The following is a 23,457-nucleotide window of genomic DNA, read 5'->3' as shown; positions in this document are numbered from 1 at the left end:
CAACAAAAGTCTCAAAACGAAGGGAAAGAAGCGCAAGGACAACAGTCACAAAATCAGCAAGATTCTGAAAATAAAGAAGAAAAACAAGAAACGGAACAACATCAACCGCAACGAGATGACAAGCAAGTGAAGGATCAAGGTGAACCAATACAGGCTAAAGCGCATCCCGAAAAAATGCATCAGGATGATCCTGAGTTCCGTCGACTAGAAGCAGTAGAAAGTGCTCGCGACCCAAGCTTTTTGATCCGTGCGCAAATGCAACTTCAAGCGCAACAAAAACAACCTCCACAACAATCTCAAAAGGAGTGGTAAGCCTGTGATGAACAAAGGCGTAAAACTGGTCTTTATTTTTGTGGCCAGCCTAATATCCAGTTTCTCGGTGATGGCACAGACACTTCAAGCTAGTGTGAATAAAACACAAGTAGCCAAGAATGAAGTGATTAACCTCAGAATCATTTCAGATACTGAGCTCAGCTCAGACTCAATCGACTTCAATGTTCTAGAGAAAGACTTCTTCTTGGGTCAACCTCGTTATGGCCGCTCTAGCAATAACATTAACGGAAGAAAATCAGTGCGTACCGAGTGGAGTATCTCAATTGCACCAATGAAAGAAGGTGTTCTGACTATTCCAAGTTTTTCCGCTGATGGCATGAAAACGGAGCCGATCAAACTACGTGTCAACGCGAGCCAAACAGACCCCAATCTTGATGATCTATTTAGCTTCAATATTACGGTCGACAACAGTACGCTCTACCCTCAGCAATCTGCAACATTACGTATACAACTTCTAATTAAAGCGGACACTCGACGCCTAGATAACCCGCAAATAGTACCTCCGCAGATTGAAGGCATGAAGCTTGAGGCACTGGGTGGCTTACAACAAAGACAGAAGATCTTAAATGGGTTAGAAGTAGCGGTCATAGAGCAGTCGTTTCGCTTAACGGCAAATCAACCAGGCACTTATACCTTGATAGGTCCTAAACTGACCGGTTCTTATATTTATGGCGACAGCTTGACGGGCTCAACCAAAATAATGCCTATCAACACCAAAGCGGAACGCATGCCAATCACGGTCAAACCGATTCCGAGCGAATTTAAAGGTGAATGGCTTCCTGCTTCAGCGTTAGAAATGACACAGAGCTGGCAAGACGATCAAGGTAATCTATTGTCGACTAACGCAATCAACACAGTAAAACAAGGCTCTTCACTCACTCGAACCATTCAAGTTAAGGCTCGCGGTACACAAGCCGAATATCTGCCACGAGTCAATATTAGTTACCCGAGTTCACTGCGCGTGTATCCCGAACAACCTAAGTTCGATAGCGCGAGAGATGGCACCGTTACCATGACGGTGAAGCAAGTCATTATTCCTACAGAGGCCGGGAAATATACCTTACCAGGATACGACTTGAACTGGTGGGACAGTCAAAATGATGAAGCGAAGAAAACAACGTTACCAGAGCTAACATTAGACGTAGAGAAAAATGACACTGGGCTAATCACGTTGCCGGAATCGCCTCTTTCAGCGCCTTTAGTGTCAGCCCCTAGTCCTGAATCAAGCGGCGATGTAAACAGTCTCTGGAGAACATTAACCTTTGTTTTCTTAGGGCTTTGGATAATGACATTGGGAATCGCTATTTGGGCATGGAAAAAGCGGTCAATAACAGCGAGTGGAACGGTTTCAAATACTGAACAACCACTTTGCATCGACGCGCTAAAAAAAGTCATCGAAGAGGGCGATGCTGCGAAAATTGAACGCTCTGTAAATGAGTATTTAACCACTCATCAAGACAGGTTAAACCCTGGTGACGTACAAGCAATTAAGCAAGAGCTTAATGCCATGAATCAAGCGTATTTTAGTGCCAACCAACAACCTTGGAGCCCTGATTCGCTGCTAGCGAAAATTCAAAACCTTGGCAAAGCAAACGTAACGAAAACCGACCACCAACTCGAAAAGCTATAAATAACTAGATAACAATGGCAGCTCTAATGAGCTGCCCATTCTCTTATCCGGCCAAATTTGCTTTAGCGGTTTTATCTAGAGCACCAACCGCCGCCCCTTCCCTATCAAGTTGCTCTTATGAACATAACTCACTCAACAAACACTTGGGGCTCGTATTCGTATCGCCTTACACAATTTCGCCCATGATTCTTCGCTTGATAGAGTGCCTTATCCGACAACTGATATAAATGGTCGAAATTAAAGTCTTTGCCTTTCGCTTTATAACAGGAGTAACCGACTGAAACGGTAAGTAACTCCCCTTCTGGGTTATGTCGATGCTTTATCCCCTCGCCCTCGATGCACTGACGAATGCACTCTGCTCTCAGTCGGGCCTCCTCTTGCTCAGAACCAATCATGAGCAATGCAAACTCCTCACCTCCGATACGGCAAAAAACTTCATCTTCACCTTTGGTATGATGATCCAAGATATAGCCAATTCGCATCAATGCGATATCGCCTTCGAGATGACCATAGTGATTATTGAATAAGCCAAAATGGTCAATATCAATCAGGATCAGGCCAAACGACATGTCGTCTTCACACTCTAGGGCACAATATTTTTGCATCACATGTTCTAACATGCGGCGATTACCAAGACGCGTCAAAGGATCGAGCTTAGAAAGTACCTCAAGCTGTCGATTGGCTTCCTCCAACTCTTTTGTTCGGTTCTGAACCTCCAGCTCTAAGTTTTCGTTTAATTCGCGAATCGCCTCTTGAGCTTGAGTACGTTGCAATACTTCAGCTAAGCTGGACGCGAACATACGAATCACTTCACGTAACTGAGAAGTTAACGGCGCACGTGTCAGCAAATTATCAACAGCGATAAAGGCGATAGGACCACTGCTATTTGAAGTCAATACCGTCATCGCAGCCCAACCAAAGCCAACAATATTACAGTCATGATAAATAGGCACTGATTCTTCAAATGCGACTTCGTTTGGCATTGAGCGAGCCAAATTTATAAGAGAGAAATCTTGGGTTTCGCCAAAGAAGTAAGATTCATCCACCACGTTACCTTGAATATCGGTACCCCACGTTCCTTGCATGTAAGAGCAATTTTCATCAGTTAAAAACACCGCCATTCGATCAATACCAAGATTTTTAATGGCGAAAGTGACGGCCGATTTGCATACTCCACTGACAGTAGTGCAACGTGATAACTCAACCATGCTTGAATGCAACATGCGTACGTTTTGTTCTTGGCGCTTACGAATGTAAATTTGAGAGAAGAGTGAACCAAACGAGTCCAACATCTGTTTTTGATATGCCGTTATCGGCTTACGATGAATAAAGTTATCTAGCGCGAACCACCCAAACGGTTCATTGCCATCGCGTAAAATCAACATCGCATTCCAGCCCTGCCCGATGACCTTGCCTGCTGTGTATATTGGCGCGTCTTCTACAATCACTAAGTTGCTCTCAAGGCTAGATAACGCGGTGATATACTCCTCGCTAAGTTGATGTAAATCGTATTGTGTGTGAAATTCATCAATCGTAATTCCTGACTCATCCGTGCCGTATGTACCACTGAAGCTGCGCTTTTTCATATCGAGAAGCATCAGTGTAGAGCGATCAAACCCAAGTCGTTCACGTAACGCTTCGACGGCTTTGTAGTACAAGTCCTTTAAAGAATCAGGATTAGAGATTTCGAGTGCAACTTGCTGAACTAACTTCATATTTTCGATAAAGCGCTCGCGTTGGCTAATCTCATCAACATATTGCGCTTCACGAATATCTCTGTGCCTGATCTCTTTCGAGGCATTTTTTTCAGCACGAATACATTGCCAACGCGCCGCTGCGAGCTGCATTGCGTCGTAACTTTCTTCATAGATATTATGTGCTGTGCGAGCATGTACAGATTGAATCAGTAGGTAGGTACGTTTGATAGGCGTGTTGTCGAGCATCATGATGTAACTATCACCGCCTAAATCTCGGGTGTGATTCCAGTTACAAGTGTTGATCGCCAGAGGTATGATGCTTTCAGAGGTATCAAACTGACTTGCCCACTCCCAGAATGTCTCAGGATAGTTTTGGGTTGGGTAAAGCTCTCCGCGAGAGAAGCTCATTGAATGACGAGGGTTAATTGAAGGATCTTCAAAAATAGCTAGGGCTTGAGGGGAGAACAGACTCTCTAAATGATCAAAGATTGCCTCCGCTAGCAACCGATGGTCCCTCGTTGAAGACACTTTTCTTGTAAAACTTCTTAAACTCACCCTACCAACCTAATCTACTTTTTTATCCTCGATAAAAAACTACTTAGGCCATGATATGCAATCAATACGTTCAAATTTGAGCTGTTAAGTCATTCGCAAAATTATCAGACTTAGTGTTACATTCGAGAGCTCTTCAGCACTTTTAAAGCCATGTTTCACATAAGTTACATACTTTATAAACTGGGGAGGAAAGTTGTACTTATTTACAAGATTTTTTGTGTTGGTAGGCGTTATAAGCCCACGACTTAAAAAGAAAAAGGCCCCTCATCAAGAGGGGCAAAGTTACCATCGCTTATAGTTATTTAGTTATGCTTGAAATACGGTGGATTAACCGAAATCACCATTTACGTAGCCTTGAGTACGGTCGTCTTGAGGGTTGCTAAAGATCACTTGCGTATCGTTGTGCTCAACCAGTTCACCCATTAGGAAAAACGCAGTGCGGTCAGAGATACGACGCGCCTGTTGCATTGAGTGAGTCACGATAACGATGGTGTAGTTCTTCTTTAGCTCTTCCATCAACTCTTCGATTTTGTGTGTCGCAATTGGGTCAAGTGCCGACGTTGGTTCATCCATCAGAATCACATCCGGCTCCATCGCGATTGTACGTGCAATACATAAACGTTGCTGCTGACCACCAGAAAGACCGAATGCGTGTGATTTAAGGCGATCTTTCACCTCATCCCAAAGGGCAGCACCGCGCAGCGAACGCTCTACCACTTCATCAATTGTCTTTTTGTCTTTGATACCTTGAGCACGTAAGCCGTAAGCCACGTTCTCGTAAATGCTCATCGGGAATGGGTTTGGCTTTTGGAATACCATGCCGACTTTGATGCGAAGGTCAGCAACATCAATGTTGCCGTAAATATCTTCGCCGTCCATCGCCAATTTACCTGTAATTTTCACGCCTTCGATTAGATCATTCATTCGGTTCAAACAGCGTAGAAGCGTTGATTTTCCGCAACCTGACGGGCCGATAAGTGCAGTTACTTGGCGAACTGGAATTGGTAAGTTGATCGATTTCAGTGCTTGGTTGTCACCGTAGAATAGGTCTAGGTTTTCAATATCAAATTTGTTCATTGTCTTAATCTCTTAATTCTTGAATTCGTGTCTTTTAACGTGCGTTCTTAATTAGTGTTGTTAGTAAGTTGCGGTGTTAAAACGTCTAGCAATCAGTTTCGTTACCATGTTGATCAAGAGAACAACTACGATAAGCACTGTTGCCGTACCGTAAGCCTGATTCCATTCTTCAACGGTAAACAGTTCGGTAGTCAGTTTGTATAGGTGAACGGTTAGCGTACGACCTGAATCCAATAAAGAATCCGGAATACGTGCAACCATACCTGCTGTCAGGAATACTGGAGCAGACTCACCAATGACACGACCAATACTTAGAATGACCGAGGTTAAGATACCTGGCATTGCGCTCGGAAGAATCAAACGCCAGATAGTGTAAATCTTAGATGCACCCAGACCGTATGAGCCTTCACGGTACGTTTGTGGTACTGCCATCAACGCTTCTTCCGTTGTACGGATGATAACTGGCAGGATTAGGATGCTTAGCGTCAATGCACCCGACAGAATCGAGAAGCCAAGGCCAAGAATCGCCACGAAGAAAGTCATACCAAACAGGCCGAAAATGATCGACGGGATACCCGCCAATGACTCGGTACAGAATCGGATGATTTTCACCAAACGACTGCCCACTTTCGCGTATTCGGTCAAGTAGATTGCCGTCATGATACCGAGTGGCGCTGCCACTGCGATAGAAGCGATAACCATGTAAATGGTCGCCACAATCATTGGGAAGATACCATGCTCTTCACCTGTGCGCGTATAGTTATCAGTAATGAAGTTCCAATCTACGTGTTGTAGACCGTTTGATAGGATGTACCAGATAATCCAGAACAAAAAACCTACCGTTAGTGCTGCCGAGATCCAGACAAATGCGTTAAAGACATTATCTTTGAACTGGCGTGCTTTTTTCAGTTTTGCGCGATCCATAATAGTCACCTTTAACGAGCGATTACTTCGCTTTTTCTCGGTTTAGGTACAGTAGTACAGCGTTCAACGACATGATGAAGACCAGAAGTACTACACCTGTAGCGTAAAGTGCGTTCGCGTGAACACCACTTGCGTAAGACATTTCAATAGCGATGTTTGCAGTTAGTGTACGAGCCGAATCCAAGATGCCTTCTGGCATTGCCGGCGCGTTACCCATAACCATGATAATCGCCATGGTCTCACCTAATGCACGACCGATACCCAGAATCACACCTGTCATGATGCCTGAGCGAGCCGCTGGAACGAGCAATTTAAAGATGGTGTAGATTTTCGATGCGCCCAGTGCCAAAGAACCTTCTTTATAAGTACGAGGGACAGCGCGGATAGACGTTTCAGATACCGTAATTACTGTTGGTAGAATCATCACACCAAGAACAATAATACCGGCCAAGATAGTGTTACCTGCAGGTACATCAAATACCTTCTGAATCAATGGAACGATAATAACCAGACCGAAGAAACCGTAGACCACTGAAGGAATACCGGCTAGCAGCTCAACCGCTGGACGGATAATGTCTGCTAATCGCTTTGGTGCGATTTCAGCGATAAAAATGGCGGTCAGAACACCAATTGGAACCCCAACAATGACAGCACCAGCCGTCGATACGATAGATGCCACAATCATGGTGGCGACACCGTAAAGCGCAGGTGGTAACCAGTTTTGTCCTAAGACAATGCCCGATACGCCTGCTTCTTGGAATGCCGGAATACTCTCTCGAACGATGAAGTATGCAATAACGGCCAATGAAACAATGCCGATTACGGCACTCGTTAGGAACAAGCCGTGGAAGATGCGCTCTTTCCAGTCTACACGACGCTTCTCGCGTAGGCCTGACTTGCTGATAGCTCTAGCGTCAGTATTCATAAGCTTTTCACTATTTGTTGCGATGGTCATTTAAAAATCTCACGGTTCTGGGCAATGCCGTTGAACACAATGGATAGAAAAGGCTCAGCCCGAAACGTTGGGCTGAGCAAACTTTAGAGTCCCGATGGGATTAGTTAACTGAGATGTAACCTTTTTGGTCAACTAGCGCTTGCGCTTCGTCAGTTAGCATCCAGTCTAGGAATTTTTGCGTTTCTGTTGATGGCTTGCCTTCTTTGTAAAGAACAAGGAATGGACGCGCTACTTTGTAAGAACCGTTTTTAACGTTAGCTACCGTTGCATCAACGCCGTCGATTGCTAGCGCATTAACAGTGTTGTCTACAGTACCAAGAGAAATGTAGCCGATTGCGTATGGGTTAGATGCAACCATTGTTTTCAGTGCGCCGTTACCGTTTGCAACTTGAGCACGTTGAGAGATAGCTGATACTTTCTTACCAGAAATCTTCATTTTTAGAGACATGATGTCTTCAAATGCGCCACGAGTACCAGAAGCCGTGTCACGAGTAATGGCTACGATTGGCTTGTCCGCACCACCGACTTCTTTCCAGTTTGATACTTCGCCTTTGTAGATTGCAGTCACTTGCTCGGCTGTTAGACCTGGCAGTTTGTTTTGTGGGTTAACAACCACTGCGATACCATCACGAGCAACCACTTCTTCGATTAGTGTTGATTCTTTTTCAGAGTCTTTTAGATTACGAGAAGACATACCAAGGTCTGCTGAACCATTTTTCGCTGCTTTTACACCAGCTGAAGAACCAGGACCTTGAACTTCGATAAATACGTTAGGGTTCTTCTTCATGTACGTTTCAGAGAAAACTTCCATCAGTGGAGTTACGCTGCTAGAACCCACTGCAGAGATAGTTTCTTTAGCAGAAACAGGAGTCACTGCCATTGCGCCTAGAAGTGCGATTGCACCGATTACTGTCTTTTTCATCACAATTTCCTTAAGTGGCTTTATTGCCGTTGTGTTTCACTTGAACGGTGCTCACTTTAGAATTTGAATATGACAGTTGTGTTTCACTTAGTTGAACCCTCTATGACACGTTGTCATTTCTAACTATTAATTCCGCGACTTATCCCTCTCTCAATTTGAACGTAACGTTTTTATAACGTTGCCTCATGTTCAAGATGATAACCCCATCGATTTTGGTACATTTCATAACAATTAGATATGAGTAACTCATTGATTTGGCAAATATAACAATTAAAATCGAAATGCTTATTTATAAAAAAGATAATAATCAAACCGATAGAGGGTCAATCTCATGCGTCAATTTCTTAGTACGCTTTCTATTAAACTTCAGGTTTTTCTGCCTGTTCTATTCACAGTTATATTGCTCATCATTGGACTGAGTGTCGGAATCGGTAAACTCGATCAAGCATTCAATAAGGTTTCGGCTTCCACCCATAAGCTAATCATTCACAAAGAGGAACTTAGCGGCATCGTAGACAACACTTACGCCATGCGCATCAAAGCCATTTATAGTCTATTTAGAACCGAAGATGTTCAGTCTCTCAACCAAGAGCTTTCTGAGCGACAAAACAAAAACCGCGATTTTCTTAACTCCATCGACCATCTCCCTGGCGTTCAAAATGAAGTCAATGCTATGCGTAAGGCCATGAATCACTATGTTGATTTCACTCGCGTTACCATGACACCTCTGCTCACCACTAAACACTCTTCTGATTACACCACCTCTGATTTCAATCAAAAGTACGAATATGCAATGGCTGAGTATCGATTAGCTGGCGAAGCGATGATCAACGCCATCGACAAACTATCTAAACAATTGAATCAAATCGTCACCGATGAAGTCGAAACGAATGGCGAACAACATTCAACCACGCTAACTTACAGCGCCGTCTCGCTTGCGGTGATCTTGAGTGCCGCTTCACTTATTAGTTGGGTACTCGCCAGCTACATCGTTGCGCCGGTTCGTAACCTTCAAGTAACGATGCAGGAAGTCGCGAAGGGAAACCTACTAGTTAAGGCCGAAGCCATCGGGAAAAACGAAGTGTCTCAGCTGGCTCGAGATGTAAACCAGACCATAGAAAAACTGCGTGAAACTGTAAGCGCATTGGTTCGCATTAGTGAAGATGTGGCATCAGCATCAACCGAGTTAGCAACTGTTATGACTCAAAGCAGCGTCAACTCGGATCAAGAAAAGCAAGAAGTTGAGCAAGTAGCCTCGGCGATCAATCAGCTAGAGTCGACCGCAACTGAAGTATCGACCAATGCACAAGAAGCCGATAGTGCATCAAATCAAGCACGTACGTTAACCTCACAAAGTATAAGCATGTTTGGGGAAAGCACTCGCGCAAGTGAAAAGATGGCGGAACAACTTAACGAAGCCGCTGCCGTCGTAACTTCGCTAAAAGATCAATCAGAACACATTGGTCGCGTGATCGAAGTGATTGAAGGTATTTCTGAGCAAACGAATCTACTTGCACTGAATGCAGCGATTGAAGCTGCACGAGCGGGCGAAAGTGGCCGAGGCTTTGCGGTAGTGGCCGATGAAGTACGTATGCTGGCAGCGCGAACTCAGGAGTCCACCAAAGAGATCCAAACCATTATAGAAGAGCTACAGCAACAATCTGGTCACGCAAATGAAAGTATGCATTCCAGCTTAGCCATGTTGTCAGACAACCAAGCTCTGATACAAGAAGTTAGCCAATCACTTGCTAATATCAGTAATGCTATCGCCGATCTGAACTCAATCAACACTCAAGTTGCAACCGCATCAGAAGAGCAGAAACAGGTCACGGCTGATATCAACAACAACTTAACGAACATCTATGAACTAGTGAGCCAGAACGTCACTGGGATCACTCAATCAGCCGCGGCAGCGCAAGAGTTGTCTGGTTTAGCAGAAAACCAAAAACATCAGCTTAAGCAGTTCCAAGTTTAAATCTCTGAACAACACGATAAGCTCCAAAGGTCAGAAAAGAAAAAGCTCCGCACTGGCGGAGCTTATTAACATCTGGATTCGTGAAAATCCAACGGGGTGATTACTCCTCGTCAGTAACCAGCAGAACAGAGGAAATGTTCGTTGACTCTAGTGGGTTCCAGTTGTAAACCTCACCATTAAATGAATCAAACACCATAACGTTTGAGCCATCACCGTTTGGTGTGTTACTCCAGATGTAACCAGCATAGTCACCCACCTCTAGCGTGTAGCCACTTGCGAATGCAGTGCCGTTCATCGCAGGGCTATGGCAAGCACGTTCTGTCAACGCGACTAACTCCTTAATGTTTGGTATGCGCCAATTCTTTTTGCCAGCGAAGTCATATAAAGCATGATTACCTGATTCATTGCGGATTTGCTCAGCGGTTGATAGCGCTAACTGCCATGACATCTTAGTCGCAGCGCCATCACAAGCTTCGTTTGCCGTATTCCACGTTGAACCAACAGGGCAACGCATCCATGTTAGACCTGTTTTCAGGTCAGTTACGGTACCGCTCTCAGAATATGTATAACGCGTGTTAGGTGCCGTTTTAGCAAAGTCAGTAGAACACTCTTGTGCAGCCATTACAGTTTGAGAAGCCAAAGCAAGAGATAGTACAGTTATTAATTTCTTCATCTTATTGGCCCTTTACTGCTACTAGACGGATTGGGAATTGGAATGACGTGCCTGTGTCACGCTCTACTTTGTCAGAATAAATTTCAACAAAGCTTACGTGGCCACGGTCAGCGCCCTTCGCTGCAATCACTGCAAATTGAAGTGCACCTTCGTAGTTAGCAGGAGAGTAATTATTAAATGTGAAATCACTTAGCCAAATAGCACCTGAATTAGCGTCTGGGCTGCCTTTACCCTGTTGAGGGAAGTAAGCTGTCGTCATACCATAGACATTGCCGTCGGCGTCTTTCTCTGTCTCACCTAAGTCGAGAACATCGTAGAACTCTTGGTATGTTGGTAGGCGCCAGTCACTAATGCCACATAGTGATTGCTTGTTTATATGTTCAACATATTGGCTTGTTGAACAGATGCCATCAGCAGCATCCACACAACCAACGACTTCAAGATCTTCGTAATACGGCTTAAATGTTTCAGACTCAAACGCAAATAGGCGATCTTTAAATTGAACTGAGCTCGCATCCGCACTCTTATTTTCCCAAACAAGACCAGTACGTTCGTCCATAGTACAAGCCCACTTAGTCGCATCTGCTGCTAAAGCTGCACCTTGTGAATCTAGCTTAACGAACTTAAAGCCAGCGCCTGTCGACGTTTGCTTGTCCTCTTTGTCGAAGCCGTATTCCGCATCTTGACCAGGGTAAGACGCTTGAACCTCTGCTACGTCTGCTGCTCCTTCAGCAAAATAAAGAACGGCGCCCGTATCGTTACTACCAACCGTTTGTTCAGCAACCGCTACAATTTCTTCAGCAAATGCACTCACTTCCACTTCAGACAGAAGATCAGAGGCCAATGATTTACCCTGGAAGCTAAGGCTTTGAGCAAGCAGCGCTACGCCTTGGGTCATTTGTTGTGGCTGCATTGCAGCTAATAGTGCAACCGTGTTTTGCTCTAGCTTATCTAGCTCGCTGGCTTCTGCGTTAGACATTACCGTTCCAGACAGAGAAACACCGGCATCGGTGAGTTGTGCTTTCACAATCTCTTCAGCTTGAGCAACGGTTTTACCGTCAACCACAAGACCTGCGAGCAACGTTGTTACACCATTGACCGTGTTACCCGTTGCTAAGTTTTGGCCCGGAGCCGCAAGACGCAACGTTTGGTTCGAACCTTGATCAACTTGAGCAAGAATGGTGCTGGTTAGTACGTTTTTGTCGCTTGAAGTCAGGCTAAATTTACCGGCATTATCCGTTTTAGCACTCGGCTCGGTCGTATCACAAACGTAGTTTTGGTTTAAATCGATGCACACTGGCGTATCAAGAAGTGTACCTGCAGAAACGATGGTGCCAGCTACATCATAGGTCGGTGCCGACGTGTCACCACCAGAACCACCGCCACAGCCAGCTAGGGCTAGTGACATAGCAACGAAAGAATATTGAAACTTCATAGATTTTATCTTCTTTTGATTTTAATTAACGAGAGCGAATCACTCTCACCATTGAAAGCAGGACAAGTCCTAACAAGGTCCAAGGCGAACCACTGCCACCTGAATCACCGCCACTGCTTTCTTTAGTGGTATCAGCACTACACTGATACTGAGCAAAGTGACTCACACCCCACTCTTTCAACACCCCAGAATTCCCTGACACGCGGTCAGACACTTCGAGACGCCAAGTACCCCAACTCGGTTGACCGACAAGTGCTCGTAACTCCTCGTCATACTGAGCGGTGAAGTAACCTTTAAATCCTTTGGTATTGCTTGATTGATGGCTAAGTAGCACGACCGATTTGCCTTGTGGAGACACTAGCGTCACTTGCAGATCTTGCAGTGAGTCATGCTCGATGTTCAGGTAAACCGCAAACGAATCATCAATCGTGCGTGACTTGTCCGATAGCGTCTGAGAGAACAGTCTGTCGCCCTGTTCCGGCAAAGCGGAGTTCACTGGTTGAGGCTGGATATCGAGCTCTGGCGTACCATTAACCAGCATCACCTTATCACTCCACTGGTGAGTCTTTAGGCCTTCAGCAAATTGATAATCCAATGAAATAGAGGAATCGAATTGCGTGCCACATGTTAGACCGCTTGGTAACACCACCTTCATTGAGGTCGAATCAGAAAGCGTTTCATCAAAGTCGAAAACGGATGCGTTGTTTAGCTGCCATTGCCCTTTGATGCTCGCTTCGCGGCCAGTTTGGCTCAGGCTCAAACCAACGTCTTGACCTTGTGCGATGTATCGAGCGTCATAGCGAACACGAAGAGGCGCTTTAAGTAAGTTGTGTCTGTTGAAGCTGTCCGTCAGGAATTGGGCGTAATCTTTATTTGGGAACAAAGTTTTTGCGGCAAACACGGTCGATTCCGCCAGATCATGCATTTTCACGCCACGACCAATGCCGTACATGCCTTCAAGTACAATGGCGTCAAACTCGCGGAACACGTTATCGGTATCATCACCGTATCGTTCAACCGATGCTTTAAGTGCTTGGAACAGTGGCGTTGACCATAACTCGTCGCCTAGTTCACCGCCCACACTAACGTGCGCTGGATACTCTGAACCCTCGAAGTAACGAGCTCTTTGGTTCCATAAGCTACGAGTTGTTTTGCGTGTTCCGAACACACCGTCCCAGTTGAACACCGTATCTAACTCGAATTCTTGACCACGACGCGAAGCATCCAAATATTGAGTGCGGTAGCTCGCGCTGCCCGCCCAGTAATCAGCAAAACCCTCTGCGATAGCCCCTGTATGACCGTACGCCCAATCCGGTACGATTTGGTAATGAATGCCATGCCCAAGCTCGTGTATCACTACATCAGCATCGACTGCATCCGGAGAAACACCACCGACACCCAGCATGAGTGCTTTCGGACCGTAATAGTAAGTAGAGTTATCTTTTGATAAACCGCGAGCGTCAAAACGAAGCGGTTCGTCAAACAAGTCGTAAGTCAGGCTTGTCAGATATTGGATCGAGCTATCAAGATGATAAAAAGCCATCAACTGTGGGAACGCATTGTCACCAAACTCGGTGCTTTGCATCTCATCAACACTGTCAAACGCTTGAACTCCTTCTGCGCTGAGAAAGTCCAACGTATCGAGTACAGGCGCTTCACCAGGTGCTGGGGCTGCAAATAAACCCGTCGCATCCACTTGCTTTAATCTTGGGTTAGAGAGATAGAACTTACCTCCCGACTTTAAAACCTCAATCGACTTGGTTACGTACTCGATCGGCTGAGGGTAATCGGACAGTGCTGACCACGTCGATTCTGGTGCTGCTTGCTGTTGCATGGTGCGAAGATCTGGGTTGAATAAAGAAACCTCAACATCAACCAGACTTCCAGAGCTCAAAGCCGGTGGCTCTTGTGCTTGCAGTTGGCGAGGCGATTCCAATTCCATTGCAACCGTTGGTTTACCGTTGCGAATGATCGTATCGTCAAGGCTCTTAAACACTCGCACAACGTGATGATTTTTATCGGTTGTTACTACGAGGGCACGCTGTGCTTGATATTCACCGTTAACCCAAACATCAAAATTGTAATGCTTGCCAAGCTGAGACTGGGTTTTGTAACGGAACTTAAACTCGCCCGCTTCTGAGTAGTGGCTGTCTAGATAAGTTTTCGCTTGCGCTTCATTGGTCACCACAGAATCCGTTGAGGGATAATCCCACTCTGCAGCCAGCGCCGCAGGGGTACATGCAATAAGCAGTGAAAACGCCAATGGTTTTAGCTTCATGATTTCGTCCTAGAATTCGTATTTTGCAGTCAGCGTGAAGTAGCGCCCTGGCTCAGTTGAGTAACGCTTACTTTCCTCAACGATACCCGCTACGTCTTGGTATCGGATGTATTCTTTGTCGAATAGGTTGATGATGTTTGCGCTAACACGAAGGTCTTTGGAAACGTGGTAAGTTGCGCCGATATCAAACGTATTCCACGCACTTGTCTGCGCGCAATCTGTCGCTAGACCAAGCGTGGTCTGGCATTTAGGAACGCGATCCATTGCCGCGGCCCAGTTCCAAGCCACGTAAGCATTGAAGTCTTGGTCGGCGTATTTCAGTTGAGCGTTACCTTCGAATGGCGTAATGCTTCGAACGTATTCACCTTCCGCGTCTTTGCCATCTACGTAGCCAAACTTGGTGCTGATGTTCCATCGCTTAGTGATCGCGTAACCTGCAGAAAGCTCTGCACCATACGTCTCGACACCATCGAGGTTTTGGTATTGTTTAATGTAATTACCATTGCTTGAGTCAAAGCCCGTGGCCACAACGTCGATGAAGTTTTCAAACTTGTTGTAGAACAAAGACGCATAGACATACGCACGACCGTTATCGAACTTGTTACCGATTTCAAATGAGTCGGAAGTTTCAGCTTCTAGATCCATGTTTGGTGCAATGACAAACGGCGTGAGCGGCACAAAGTCGTGGCTTACGAAGCCATACGCTTTATCGTATTCCGGAGCACGGTAACCATGGTTATAAGATACATAAGCGATGTTGTTGGCAAACATTTCACGAGAAACCGAAAGACTTGGAGATACCTCTGAGCTATCCATGTCTTTTAATGGGAAGCCGCCCACTTCACCCGCACCGTCTGGCGTGAGACGGTGCGCATCAAAGCGTAGGCCACCTGTGATGGTCCATTTATCCAGTTCCACCATGTCTCGGACATACAAGCCAATGTTATAAGCACGAGCAGGAGCGAAAGGTTGTTTGGTCGAAGGTGTTACTCCGTTCCAATCAATCTTGGAGTCGCTATCTGTGCGTTCGTAATAGTCTGTAGAAAGCTCAACACCGTAAGCCAATTGGTGCTCAGCATTTGCTGCATAAATCGTATTGGTGAAATCGCCACGGAAGCCAATTGTTTCGTCAATGAAGGTTTTGTGTTCCAGCTCGCGACGCTTGGTGATCAAACCATTGTGATCCACTTGGCGCATTAAACGGTTGGTGTCTTCCACCACTTCGGTGTGACGCCAGTAAACTTTGGTATCCAACTCTTCGAACCAAGTTGGATTAATCGGAGTCAGCTCTGCACCAATATAAGCGCTGTACTCTTCTGTGGTTTCATCCTCAGCAAAGTCTTCAATATGCCAAATTCCATCAGGTTGAATGGACGGTGAACCCTCCAAACGCTCTTGGTTCTGGGTGTAGAGTTCCGCTTTGGCTTTCAACATCACCTCTTCATTGAAAAAGTGGTTGATCGTATAAGCACCGCTGTAACCATCGAGGTCGCGGTTATACAAATCTTCATCAAAGTTACGTGTCTCTTGTCCTTGCCAGTATGAAACGTTAAACAAACTCTCTGTATCACCGGAACGGAAAGCTAGATTACTCGTGCCTTTGTACTTGTTGCTGATGTCGGTGTAAGTACCGGAAACATCGGTGTAGAAGTCTTTGTCTTTTAAGAAATCACCCGGCTGACTGGATTCTAAAATCACCACACCGCCGATCGCGCCAGAGCCATGCACCGAAGAACTTGCCCCTTTAATGATTTGCAGCGATTCAAAATTGGATAAATCAAAAGTATCTCGCCCAACTGCATCATTAATGTCATTCGCACCGAAGCCATCCGCAGAACGAATGCCATCACGAACGATCATAATGCGGTTACCCGTCATACCACGGATGGTAATGTTTTGCGGACGTCCTGCACCGCCCGTCACGCTTACACCAGGTTCGTTACGCAGCACGTCATATAGCTCGGTCTCGCCTCTTTCTTCGATTTGCTCGTTTGTGATAACCGCGACACTACCTGCCACTTTTGACAATGGCTGATCGATTTTATTGGCGGTTACCACCACCTCTTCCATTGAGAAAACCTTAGATTCGGCGTGCACTTGACTGGCAGCAAGTACCAAAAGTACTGCCGCTGACACTGGGGTAAGCTTCATTTACTGCTCCGCTTTAGATGTTTTAATGAGTGATAGTAGAAATGCGTATTCTTTTGCTTGTTGTTCTTGCGCTTGTCGCGGGTCCATTTGGTGGCCCGAATTAAAATTAGTTTGCAACAAGTACGGCCCGTTGCGCTCACTTAACGCTGAAACTTTAGCGAGATACTTTGCGCCTTCCCAATATGGCACGCGCTGATCGATTAAACCGACTTGAACCAACATGGGTGGGTAAGCGTTTTTATGGATATTGAGAATCGGATCGTACGCCTTCATTAACGCCAATTGTTCAGGTTTGGTTGGGTTACCCCATTCGCCATACTGCTGTGTGGTAAGCGGAAGTGAGGTATCCGACATACTTGCAACCACATCAACAAAAGGCACTTTAAGTACGACACCTGAAAACAATTTAGGATCTTGATTAACCGCTCCGGCCACCAACGTACCACCAGCACTAGAACCGATGGCGAAAACCTCTCTATTGCCACGTTCGAATGTTTGCAGCGCCTTCGCGGCCGCGACAAAATCACCAATAGAATTGGCTTTTCGCACACCACGGCCTTGCTCGTGCCATTCATCGCCAAAGTACCCACCGCCACGGACATGGGCGATAGCGTAAATCACACCTTGGTCGAGTAAACTGATAACCTGAGGCATAAAGTACGGTTTCATCGTAAAACCATACGCGCCGTAACCGTAAATCATCACAGGAGATTGTGGGTGCAATTTGTCTTTGCGATACGCCAAAGAGACAGGGACAGAAACGCCGTCGTGCTTAATAAAAATACGTTGGGATACATAACGCTGACTATCAAAGTCTTGGTAAGCATCTTGAGAGTACAAGGATTTATTCAGCGTTTTTACATCGAACTCTTCCCACTGAGGAGGCGTAGTCATCGACATGCTTCGGATACGAATTTTGTTTGATTCAAAATCGCCCAATGTGCTTAGCCAAGCGACATTACCATCGTGTTCCAATGGCAGTATCACTTTTTCCTGACCTTGGTAAGAATACACCGTCAAAGTCGACACATTGTTTGGCTTGCTAAGTGCCACAACTCCTGCATCATAAAGGTAGAACTGTTCAAGCGGCTCATGAGGATTGGTAAAGCGTTGCCATGTTGCGCCAAGCGGTGCGAGTTCGGCTTGGTAAAGGGCGAACTTTCCTTCCAGGTTGCTTTTAAGATAAATGTAACCTTTCGCCACATCCGCGTAATATTCCACACCCACTTCAGGCTTTCGCAATGAATCTGAGACAGTGCCCGTTTCTAGATCGACAAGCTTCTGCTCTGTTGTTGACTCGTTGTTGCTTTGTAGCACAGCATAACGGCTATCTGCCGCACGATAGAAAGAAAGTAACCAATCTGACTTGGGTTCATTCCATAGGACTGTTTTTGCCAAAGATTCAGTGGAGATACGTAAGATCTGATGAGGTCGCTGAGTGCGCTTTTCTTTTGCAACGAGGAATGCCACTTTCCCGTTAGGTGACAACAATACGCCACTATCGACGTGCGTCGCCAGTTCCGTAGATTGGCCGGAGAGTAAATCAACAACCACAGCACGATATTGTTCGCTACCGTCGATATCTTCCGTGAAAAGGAGCGTGTCACCATTCACTTGCCATTGACCAAGTTGGTAGTACTGATGCGCAGATTGTCGTTCATCGAAATCGAACACCACGTTTTCTGGTGCATGTTGACTCGCACGGGATAATAGTAAGTAACGACCATCGCGACGCGTTAGCGTCCACTCTCTTCCACTCACGATCGACCATGGCTTATCACCTTTGTCTGCCACCATGGTATCCCACTGCGTGAGTAGGTTTTTTGTCAACGTCTGATAACTTTTTTGGTGCTGTTCAGTTTTGTGGTTTTGTTCTGTTAGGTAGGTAAGAACTCGCTCATCTTTACGAGCATCATCTCGAAGCCAGTTGAAATCATCAGCAGCAAAGCCAGAACTAGAGGTAATTATGAGCCCTAAAAAAACATGAGTAAATTTCATATAGAGAGCGAATTCATTTATAGGATTAATACAATGGCGCGTATTCTGCCCTTAAATAAAAATGAGATCAATTATCATTTTCATAATCATGTGAGATTTTTATCTAGTGTGTGAGGAAAAACGTTTGCTTTGACCGAGGTAATAAAACTTAATAACTTTCTAAATTAGCGTTCTATGCTGTTTATATACAACCAGACAAATATAAAAGCTGACAAACGAGTGAGTATGGAAAAACGCTATTTCACCTAGCGACAGACATAAAAAATCCGAGTGCGAACACTCGGATTTTTAAGAACTAAAATCCGTGGGAAACTACAGCAGCTTTTACTCTTCAGAGCTCGGTGCCGCTGGTTTTTTCTTAGGGATGAAGACATCATCACCCACAGATACGTTTTTGTAGAAGCTCTTGTCACGCTTAGCTGGTTTTTTCGCCGATTTTTTCGCTTGAGGGCGAGCTTTCTTTGCGGTCGCTTTCTTATTGCGGAAATCTGGTTTAGGTGGCTTAAGGCCTTTAAACTTACCTTTCAAATCTTCGAACACTGAAAACTCAAGATCTTGTTGTAGGTATGCTTCTACACGTTTAAAGCTATCCCAGTCTTTTGGACCAACAAGAGAGATTGCATCCCCTTTGTTTCCAGCACGACCAGTACGACCAACTCGGTGTACGTATTCTTCGGTATGCTTTGGCATATCGAAGTTGATGACGTGTGTCACAGTTGCAATATCCAAACCGCGGGAAGCAACATCAGTCGTTACAAGGATCTTAAATACTGCGCGCTCAAACTGACTCATAATGGTGTTACGTTGAGTCTGGTTCAAGTTACCACTTAGTGCTACAGCCTTCAGTTTCTTTTCGTTCAGCTTTTCTGTTAGTCGCTCAGTATCATCACGCGTTGCCGTAAAGATAATAACTTGACGGTATTCAGCCTCAGAAAGAACACGATCTAAAATTGCCTCTTTATGATCTAGGTGATCACACAAGTAAAATTTTTGCGTGATATCTTTATGTTCTTCGTTAGAAACGCCGATAGCAATTCGCTTTGGCGCATTGAGCATTTCAGCCGCGATTTCATTGACGTCTGCATGATCTAATGTCGCAGAGAACATCAACGTTTGACGACGACGATGCTTGGCTGCTTTATGAATGCGACGAAGCTCTGGTGCAAAGCCCAAATCCAACATACGGTCTGCTTCGTCCAGAATTAGCGTTTCCAAACCATCCAGATAAAGCGAACGGTGCTCTAAGTGATCAGCCAAACGTCCTGGTGTCGCCACGATAAATTTCGGGTAACGACGCAGAGCTTTTACCTGATCGTTAAAGTTCTCACCACCCAAAATCAGTGCTGCTTCATAAGATAGGCCAGCTAGCATAGAACGAAGCTCACCATATACTTGTTTCGCTAGCTCACGAGTAGGAGCAAGGATTACCGCGCGAGGGTCTTTCGCAGAAAACGATTTTGTCTTTAAAGACTTATGAAGCATTGGCAATACAAACGCCAAAGTCTTGCCCGAACCTGTTTTCGAAGATGCCAATAGATCCTTGCCTGCAATCGCAACAGGAATCGCCTGCTGCTGAATGTCAGTCGCTTTTTTAAAATCGTAGTGTTTTAGGTTCTTCAACAATCGGTTGTCTAGGCCTAGATCTTTAAATTGCAAAGTATTCTCCAATAAATCAGTCAGCGTCTGAGCGCTCTGTAGTGTCGTTTCCGCTCTAACGCAGCAAAAAAATAAAGCTCGGTATAATACCGCAAATCATAGGAGTATAGATAGAGATCACACAAACTAATTCCCTGTGGTAACGGTAAAACATCATTTGTGGCTCAGTTCAGAGTAAAGACTAGCCTTTTTGATGAGCAGCTGGACAGGAAGTTTAGAGAAAAGCCGTTCAAATATGCCTTCTATCCATCAACAAAACGACTTAAATAGCAGTTATTTGGGCCAATAAACTTTCATTTGTGTCAATATCGTCTAAATTATTGATATCAGGAACGTGGCAAATACACCTGCTATGAAAACTGTTGTGAGAACGAAATAAAGGATAGGTAGTTAAACTTTGTTAAGTTCAGGTAAAAGTTGACGTCAGGTACTCCATGAAATTCTTGGGTTTTTTTGACTTTTGCTACATCATGTACTGATAAAATGTAACCACATTTAACCTCGCTACTGTATAAAATAATAGTTAGTGGCGAGACTTTCACTATAAGCAAGGAGTTCTTATATGAACAAAACGTTGATCGCAGCTGCAGCAACTTCAGTACTTCTACTAGCCGGTTGTGCTTCTTCTGATGACGCAGCTACAGCAAATGCAGCAAAATTAGACGAACTAAGCAACCAAGTTAGCCAACTAAGCCAAGACGTACAAGCTCTTCAATCTGACGTTCAAAAATCAGGCGCAGCAGCAATGGCTGCTCAAGAAGAAGCTGAGCGTGCTAACGAGCGTATCGATAACATCGCTCAGTCTTACACTAAGTAAGATTTGGTACCGCGTCTTAACGCCCGTTAAGGCGCGGTTATTTCGATAGGAACCCCATTCTGTGCAGCGATTGCTGCTTTAGCCTTCACGTTTTTCATACCGAATTCATCCAACCACCACTTTAACTCTTTCGGCACTTTCAGTTCATCTTTCTCGCCATTACTACGAGTCAAAGGCTCATGTGCTTCTAAGAACACACTTCTGTCAGGCTCAAGTGTCATTTTGATAGGCTGGTTAATGATGTTAACGTCTTCGCCGTTACGAACCTTGTCAAATAACCACTCAATGTCACTTGGGTCCATACGAATACAACCCGCGCTGACTCGCATACCAATCCCAAAGTCCTTGTTGGTACCATGAATTAGGTATTCGCCATTCCCGTAAGCTAAACGCAATGCAAACATACCAAGTGGATTATCAGGCCCCGCAGGAACAACGGCTGGTAGGTCAATGCCCTTTGCTTTGTACTCGGCACGAATAGAGGCTGGAGGAGTCCATGTAGGGTTCGGTCGTTTTTGGCTGATACGCGTTGTCATTACTGGGGTATCGCGCCCTATTCGGCCAATTCCGACAGGAAATACATGGACAATATTCTCTCCTTTCGGAAAGTAATATAAGCGCAGCTCGGCTAGATTAATAACGATACCTTTATAAGGTACGTCTGGGAGGATTAGCTGTGTCGGAATAGTAAGAACATGCCCCTCTTCTGGTAAGAAGGGATCCACGCCTTTGTTTGCGGCCATTAAACCTAGCATACCCACATCGTAGAGCTTAGCGATATTTGCCATGGTTTCGCCTTCTTGCACGACGTGGTTTTCAAGGCGACCAATTAAACGGCTTCCATCCTCTGGTAATTCGTACATCTTAGCGAATGATAGACCACTCACTAAAGATAACGACACAGATAGCAGGGTACGTTTTGCGAAACTCATTGATCGCTTTTTGCTAAGCATTTCACTCTATTCCTTGGCACTTTTAAAGAGCTGTAAGGTTATCTCTCTTTCTGTCTTGTGATCAACCATCGGCTTGTGATATTCCAGTAAAGAAAAGCCCTCCCAAGTCCAAGGTTTATGGATGTATTTGTTCGGTACACTTTTGATTTCTGGTACCCAGTGGCGCACAAATTCACCATTAGCATCGAACTTTTCGCCTTGGCTTATCGGGTTGAAAATACGAAAGTATGGCTGCCCGTCACAGCCCGTAGAAGCAGACCATTGCCAGCCACCATTGTTCGCTGCAAAATCGCCGTCCACCAGCTTACTCATGAAGTACGCTTCTCCCCATCGCCAATCAATATGTAAGTCCTTGGTAAGAAAGCTCGCGACAATCATACGTAATCGGTTGTGCATCCAGCCTGTTTGATTGAGCTGACGCATTGCTGCATCAACGATTGGGTATCCTGTTGTTCCTGTCTTCCATCGCTCAAAGGCTTTCTCATCATAGGACCACTGGATTTTATCCTCCCAATCGATAAATCCTTTGCCTTTGACGAGTTTTGGTTCGAAAACCAATAGGTGCTGATAAAACTCACGCCAAATGATCTCACTTAACCAAGTTGCTTTCCCTTCTGTAAGGTCATTTTGTTGATTTTCAGCATACAAACGAGCAATACACTGCCTTGGTGATAGCGCGCCAATCGCAAGGTATGGAGACAGTTGGCTAGTGCCATCAATAGCTGGAAAGTCTCGCTCGCTTTGATACGCGTCACTGCGCTCCCGTGCAAATTCCCTAAGCTGCTTCAAAATATCATTAGTCGAAGCCAGCCAGTCTTCACTGGATTCTCGAGGATAGCTAAATGTGAAGCTTGAATTAAATCGAGCCGACTCTAATTGTTCGAGTACCTTTTTATTGAGTGGCGTTTGCTCGTGAGGTTTTACTACCGTCGGCATATGGAACTGCGTTAACCAAGCACGCTTGAATGGCGTAAATACCTTAAAATATTCGCCTTGCTTATTAAGAACCGTCGTTGGCGCGTGCACACATTTGTCATGAAACAGTTCAAATTCGATATCGTGAGAAGCTAACGCTTCACTTACTTGTGTATCGAGCTCTCGTTCGTTCACCTCATAGTGAATGTTTGCCATGACAGACGTGGCTTCAAGTGTTTCCGCCCACCCACTAATCACATCTGTACAATCGGAAAACGACGGCACCTCTTTGTACAAAAAAGGAATATTAAGGCTTTCAAGCTCCTCGTTCAAACAAGCTAAGCGACGAGCAATGAGGTCTGCCTGCATCGGCGCCATGTGATGCTCCCGCCACTGCTCTGGCGTCGCGATAAAGCAAGCGACGACAGGCTGACCTGAATCCAATGCCGCTTTGAGTGCCGTGTGGTCTAACGTACGCAAGTCACGTCGAAACCATACTAAAATCATGGTAGC

Annotated in this window: 16 protein-coding genes and 1 pseudogene; 4 read left to right on the top strand and 13 right to left on the bottom strand. The window is 45.3% G+C overall.

Annotated elements, in window-relative coordinates:
* Together R7P35_RS01525 and R7P35_RS01520 are read left to right on the top strand one after the other, a co-directional pair.
* A pseudogene (locus tag R7P35_RS01525) lies at window positions 1-312 on the top strand (hypothetical protein); the annotation flags it as partial.
* 4 nt (window positions 313-316) lie between these two features.
* Window positions 317-1,963 carry a BatD family protein gene (locus tag R7P35_RS01520; protein WP_054579336.1) on the top strand — a complete coding sequence of 549 codons (1,647 nt, stop codon included), beginning with the start codon at window positions 317-319 and terminating at the stop codon, window positions 1,961-1,963.
* Between the two features lie 128 nt (window positions 1,964-2,091).
* Here the strand turns inward: R7P35_RS01520 and R7P35_RS01515 are convergent, their stop codons facing one another.
* The 5 genes from R7P35_RS01515 to R7P35_RS01495 all read right to left on the bottom strand — a co-directional run bounded on the left by R7P35_RS01515 (window position 2,092) and on the right by R7P35_RS01495 (window position 8,093).
* Window positions 2,092-4,215 carry a GGDEF domain-containing protein gene (locus R7P35_RS01515; protein WP_085569367.1) on the bottom strand — a complete coding sequence of 708 codons (2,124 nt, stop codon included), beginning with the start codon at window positions 4,213-4,215 and terminating at the stop codon, window positions 2,092-2,094.
* A gap of 327 nt (window positions 4,216-4,542) precedes the next feature.
* Complete coding sequence (gene pstB / locus R7P35_RS01510; RefSeq protein WP_005375156.1) at window positions 4,543-5,292, bottom strand: phosphate ABC transporter ATP-binding protein PstB; 750 nt, start codon at window positions 5,290-5,292, stop codon at window positions 4,543-4,545.
* A gap of 60 nt (window positions 5,293-5,352) precedes the next feature.
* The gene (gene pstA, locus R7P35_RS01505; RefSeq protein WP_005383923.1) at window positions 5,353-6,216 is read right to left on the bottom strand and encodes a phosphate ABC transporter permease PstA; all 864 of its coding nucleotides are present in this window, start codon (window positions 6,214-6,216) and stop codon (window positions 5,353-5,355) included.
* 22 nt (window positions 6,217-6,238) lie between these two features.
* Window positions 6,239-7,171 (bottom strand): phosphate ABC transporter permease subunit PstC, encoded by a 933-nt coding sequence (pstC, locus tag R7P35_RS01500; protein ID WP_005375154.1) that lies wholly within the window; start codon window positions 7,169-7,171, stop codon window positions 6,239-6,241.
* Between the two features lie 100 nt (window positions 7,172-7,271).
* The gene (locus R7P35_RS01495) at window positions 7,272-8,093 is read right to left on the bottom strand and encodes a phosphate ABC transporter substrate-binding protein (RefSeq protein WP_005375153.1); all 822 of its coding nucleotides are present in this window, start codon (window positions 8,091-8,093) and stop codon (window positions 7,272-7,274) included.
* A 331-nt stretch (window positions 8,094-8,424) separates the two neighbouring features.
* On the opposite strand from R7P35_RS01495, the gene R7P35_RS01490 reads away from it, so the two are divergent.
* Window positions 8,425-10,068, top strand: a complete 1,644-nt coding sequence (locus R7P35_RS01490) for a methyl-accepting chemotaxis protein (protein ID WP_213904614.1) — start codon at window positions 8,425-8,427, stop codon at window positions 10,066-10,068.
* A 100-nt stretch (window positions 10,069-10,168) separates the two neighbouring features.
* On the opposite strand, the gene R7P35_RS01485 is transcribed toward R7P35_RS01490, so the two are convergent.
* From R7P35_RS01485 to R7P35_RS01460, 6 genes are all read right to left on the bottom strand, one after another.
* Window positions 10,169-10,741: a DUF1566 domain-containing protein gene (locus R7P35_RS01485; RefSeq protein ID WP_017820503.1), complete on the bottom strand. Its 573-nt coding sequence runs from the start codon at window positions 10,739-10,741 to the stop codon at window positions 10,169-10,171.
* Between the two features lies 1 nt (window position 10,742).
* Window positions 10,743-12,176, bottom strand: a complete 1,434-nt coding sequence (locus R7P35_RS01480) for a DUF1566 domain-containing protein (protein WP_170889982.1) — start codon at window positions 12,174-12,176, stop codon at window positions 10,743-10,745.
* Between the two features lie 25 nt (window positions 12,177-12,201).
* Complete coding sequence (locus R7P35_RS01475) at window positions 12,202-14,454, bottom strand: proprotein convertase P-domain-containing protein (RefSeq protein ID WP_258628047.1); 2,253 nt, start codon at window positions 14,452-14,454, stop codon at window positions 12,202-12,204.
* 9 nt (window positions 14,455-14,463) lie between these two features.
* The gene (locus R7P35_RS01470; protein WP_213904616.1) at window positions 14,464-16,605 is read right to left on the bottom strand and encodes a TonB-dependent hemoglobin/transferrin/lactoferrin family receptor; all 2,142 of its coding nucleotides are present in this window, start codon (window positions 16,603-16,605) and stop codon (window positions 14,464-14,466) included.
* The gene (locus R7P35_RS01465; RefSeq protein ID WP_213904617.1) at window positions 16,606-18,603 is read right to left on the bottom strand and encodes a prolyl oligopeptidase family serine peptidase; all 1,998 of its coding nucleotides are present in this window, start codon (window positions 18,601-18,603) and stop codon (window positions 16,606-16,608) included.
* A gap of 324 nt (window positions 18,604-18,927) precedes the next feature.
* The gene (locus tag R7P35_RS01460) at window positions 18,928-20,271 is read right to left on the bottom strand and encodes a DEAD/DEAH box helicase (RefSeq protein WP_031778885.1); all 1,344 of its coding nucleotides are present in this window, start codon (window positions 20,269-20,271) and stop codon (window positions 18,928-18,930) included.
* 550 nt (window positions 20,272-20,821) lie between these two features.
* Here R7P35_RS01460 and R7P35_RS01455 point away from each other — a divergent pair.
* Window positions 20,822-21,076, top strand: coding sequence for an Lpp/OprI family alanine-zipper lipoprotein (locus tag R7P35_RS01455; RefSeq protein ID WP_005375145.1), 255 nt, complete (start codon window positions 20,822-20,824; stop codon window positions 21,074-21,076).
* 26 nt (window positions 21,077-21,102) lie between these two features.
* Here R7P35_RS01455 and R7P35_RS01450 read toward each other — a convergent pair whose 3' ends face one another.
* Window positions 21,103-22,029: a L,D-transpeptidase family protein gene (locus tag R7P35_RS01450; protein ID WP_005375144.1), complete on the bottom strand. Its 927-nt coding sequence runs from the start codon at window positions 22,027-22,029 to the stop codon at window positions 21,103-21,105.
* Window positions 22,030-22,035: 6 nt separating this feature from the next.
* Entirely contained in the window at window positions 22,036-23,451 is a 1,416-nt protein-coding gene (gene phrB / locus R7P35_RS01445; RefSeq protein WP_213872623.1) for a deoxyribodipyrimidine photo-lyase, read from the bottom strand.
* Window positions 23,452-23,457 lie beyond the last annotated feature (6 nt).

Origin of the sequence: Vibrio sp. Vb0304 (assembly GCF_033338995.1) — a bacterium.
Lineage (GTDB): Bacteria > Pseudomonadota > Gammaproteobacteria > Enterobacterales > Vibrionaceae > Vibrio > Vibrio alginolyticus.
The sequence above is the reverse complement of the archived record's forward strand: the minus strand, read 5'-3'. Positions and strand labels throughout refer to the sequence as shown.

Bases quoted from the DNA above. Each gene is read 5' to 3' on its own strand.
- R7P35_RS01495 (WP_005375153.1), bottom strand. From the start codon at position 8,093: ATGAAAAAGACAGTAATCGGTGCAATCGCACTTCTAGGCGCAATGGCA.
- R7P35_RS01470 (WP_213904616.1), bottom strand. From the start codon at position 16,605: ATGAAGCTTACCCCAGTGTCAGCGGCAGTACTTTTGGTACTTGCTGCC.
- phrB (WP_213872623.1), bottom strand. From the start codon at position 23,451: ATGATTTTAGTATGGTTTCGACGTGACTTGCGTACGTTAGACCACACG.
- R7P35_RS01475 (WP_258628047.1), bottom strand. From the start codon at position 14,454: ATGAAGCTAAAACCATTGGCGTTTTCACTGCTTATTGCATGTACCCCT.
- R7P35_RS01480 (WP_170889982.1), bottom strand. From the start codon at position 12,176: ATGAAGTTTCAATATTCTTTCGTTGCTATGTCACTAGCCCTAGCTGGC.
- R7P35_RS01465 (WP_213904617.1), bottom strand. From the start codon at position 18,603: ATGAAATTTACTCATGTTTTTTTAGGGCTCATAATTACCTCTAGTTCT.
- R7P35_RS01485 (WP_017820503.1), bottom strand. From the start codon at position 10,741: ATGAAGAAATTAATAACTGTACTATCTCTTGCTTTGGCTTCTCAAACT.
- pstC (WP_005375154.1), bottom strand. From the start codon at position 7,171: ATGACCATCGCAACAAATAGTGAAAAGCTTATGAATACTGACGCTAGA.
- R7P35_RS01450 (WP_005375144.1), bottom strand. From the start codon at position 22,029: ATGCTTAGCAAAAAGCGATCAATGAGTTTCGCAAAACGTACCCTGCTA.
- pstA (WP_005383923.1), bottom strand. From the start codon at position 6,216: ATGGATCGCGCAAAACTGAAAAAAGCACGCCAGTTCAAAGATAATGTC.
- R7P35_RS01490 (WP_213904614.1), top strand. From the start codon at position 8,425: ATGCGTCAATTTCTTAGTACGCTTTCTATTAAACTTCAGGTTTTTCTG.
- pstB (WP_005375156.1), bottom strand. From the start codon at position 5,292: ATGAACAAATTTGATATTGAAAACCTAGACCTATTCTACGGTGACAAC.
- R7P35_RS01455 (WP_005375145.1), top strand. From the start codon at position 20,822: ATGAACAAAACGTTGATCGCAGCTGCAGCAACTTCAGTACTTCTACTA.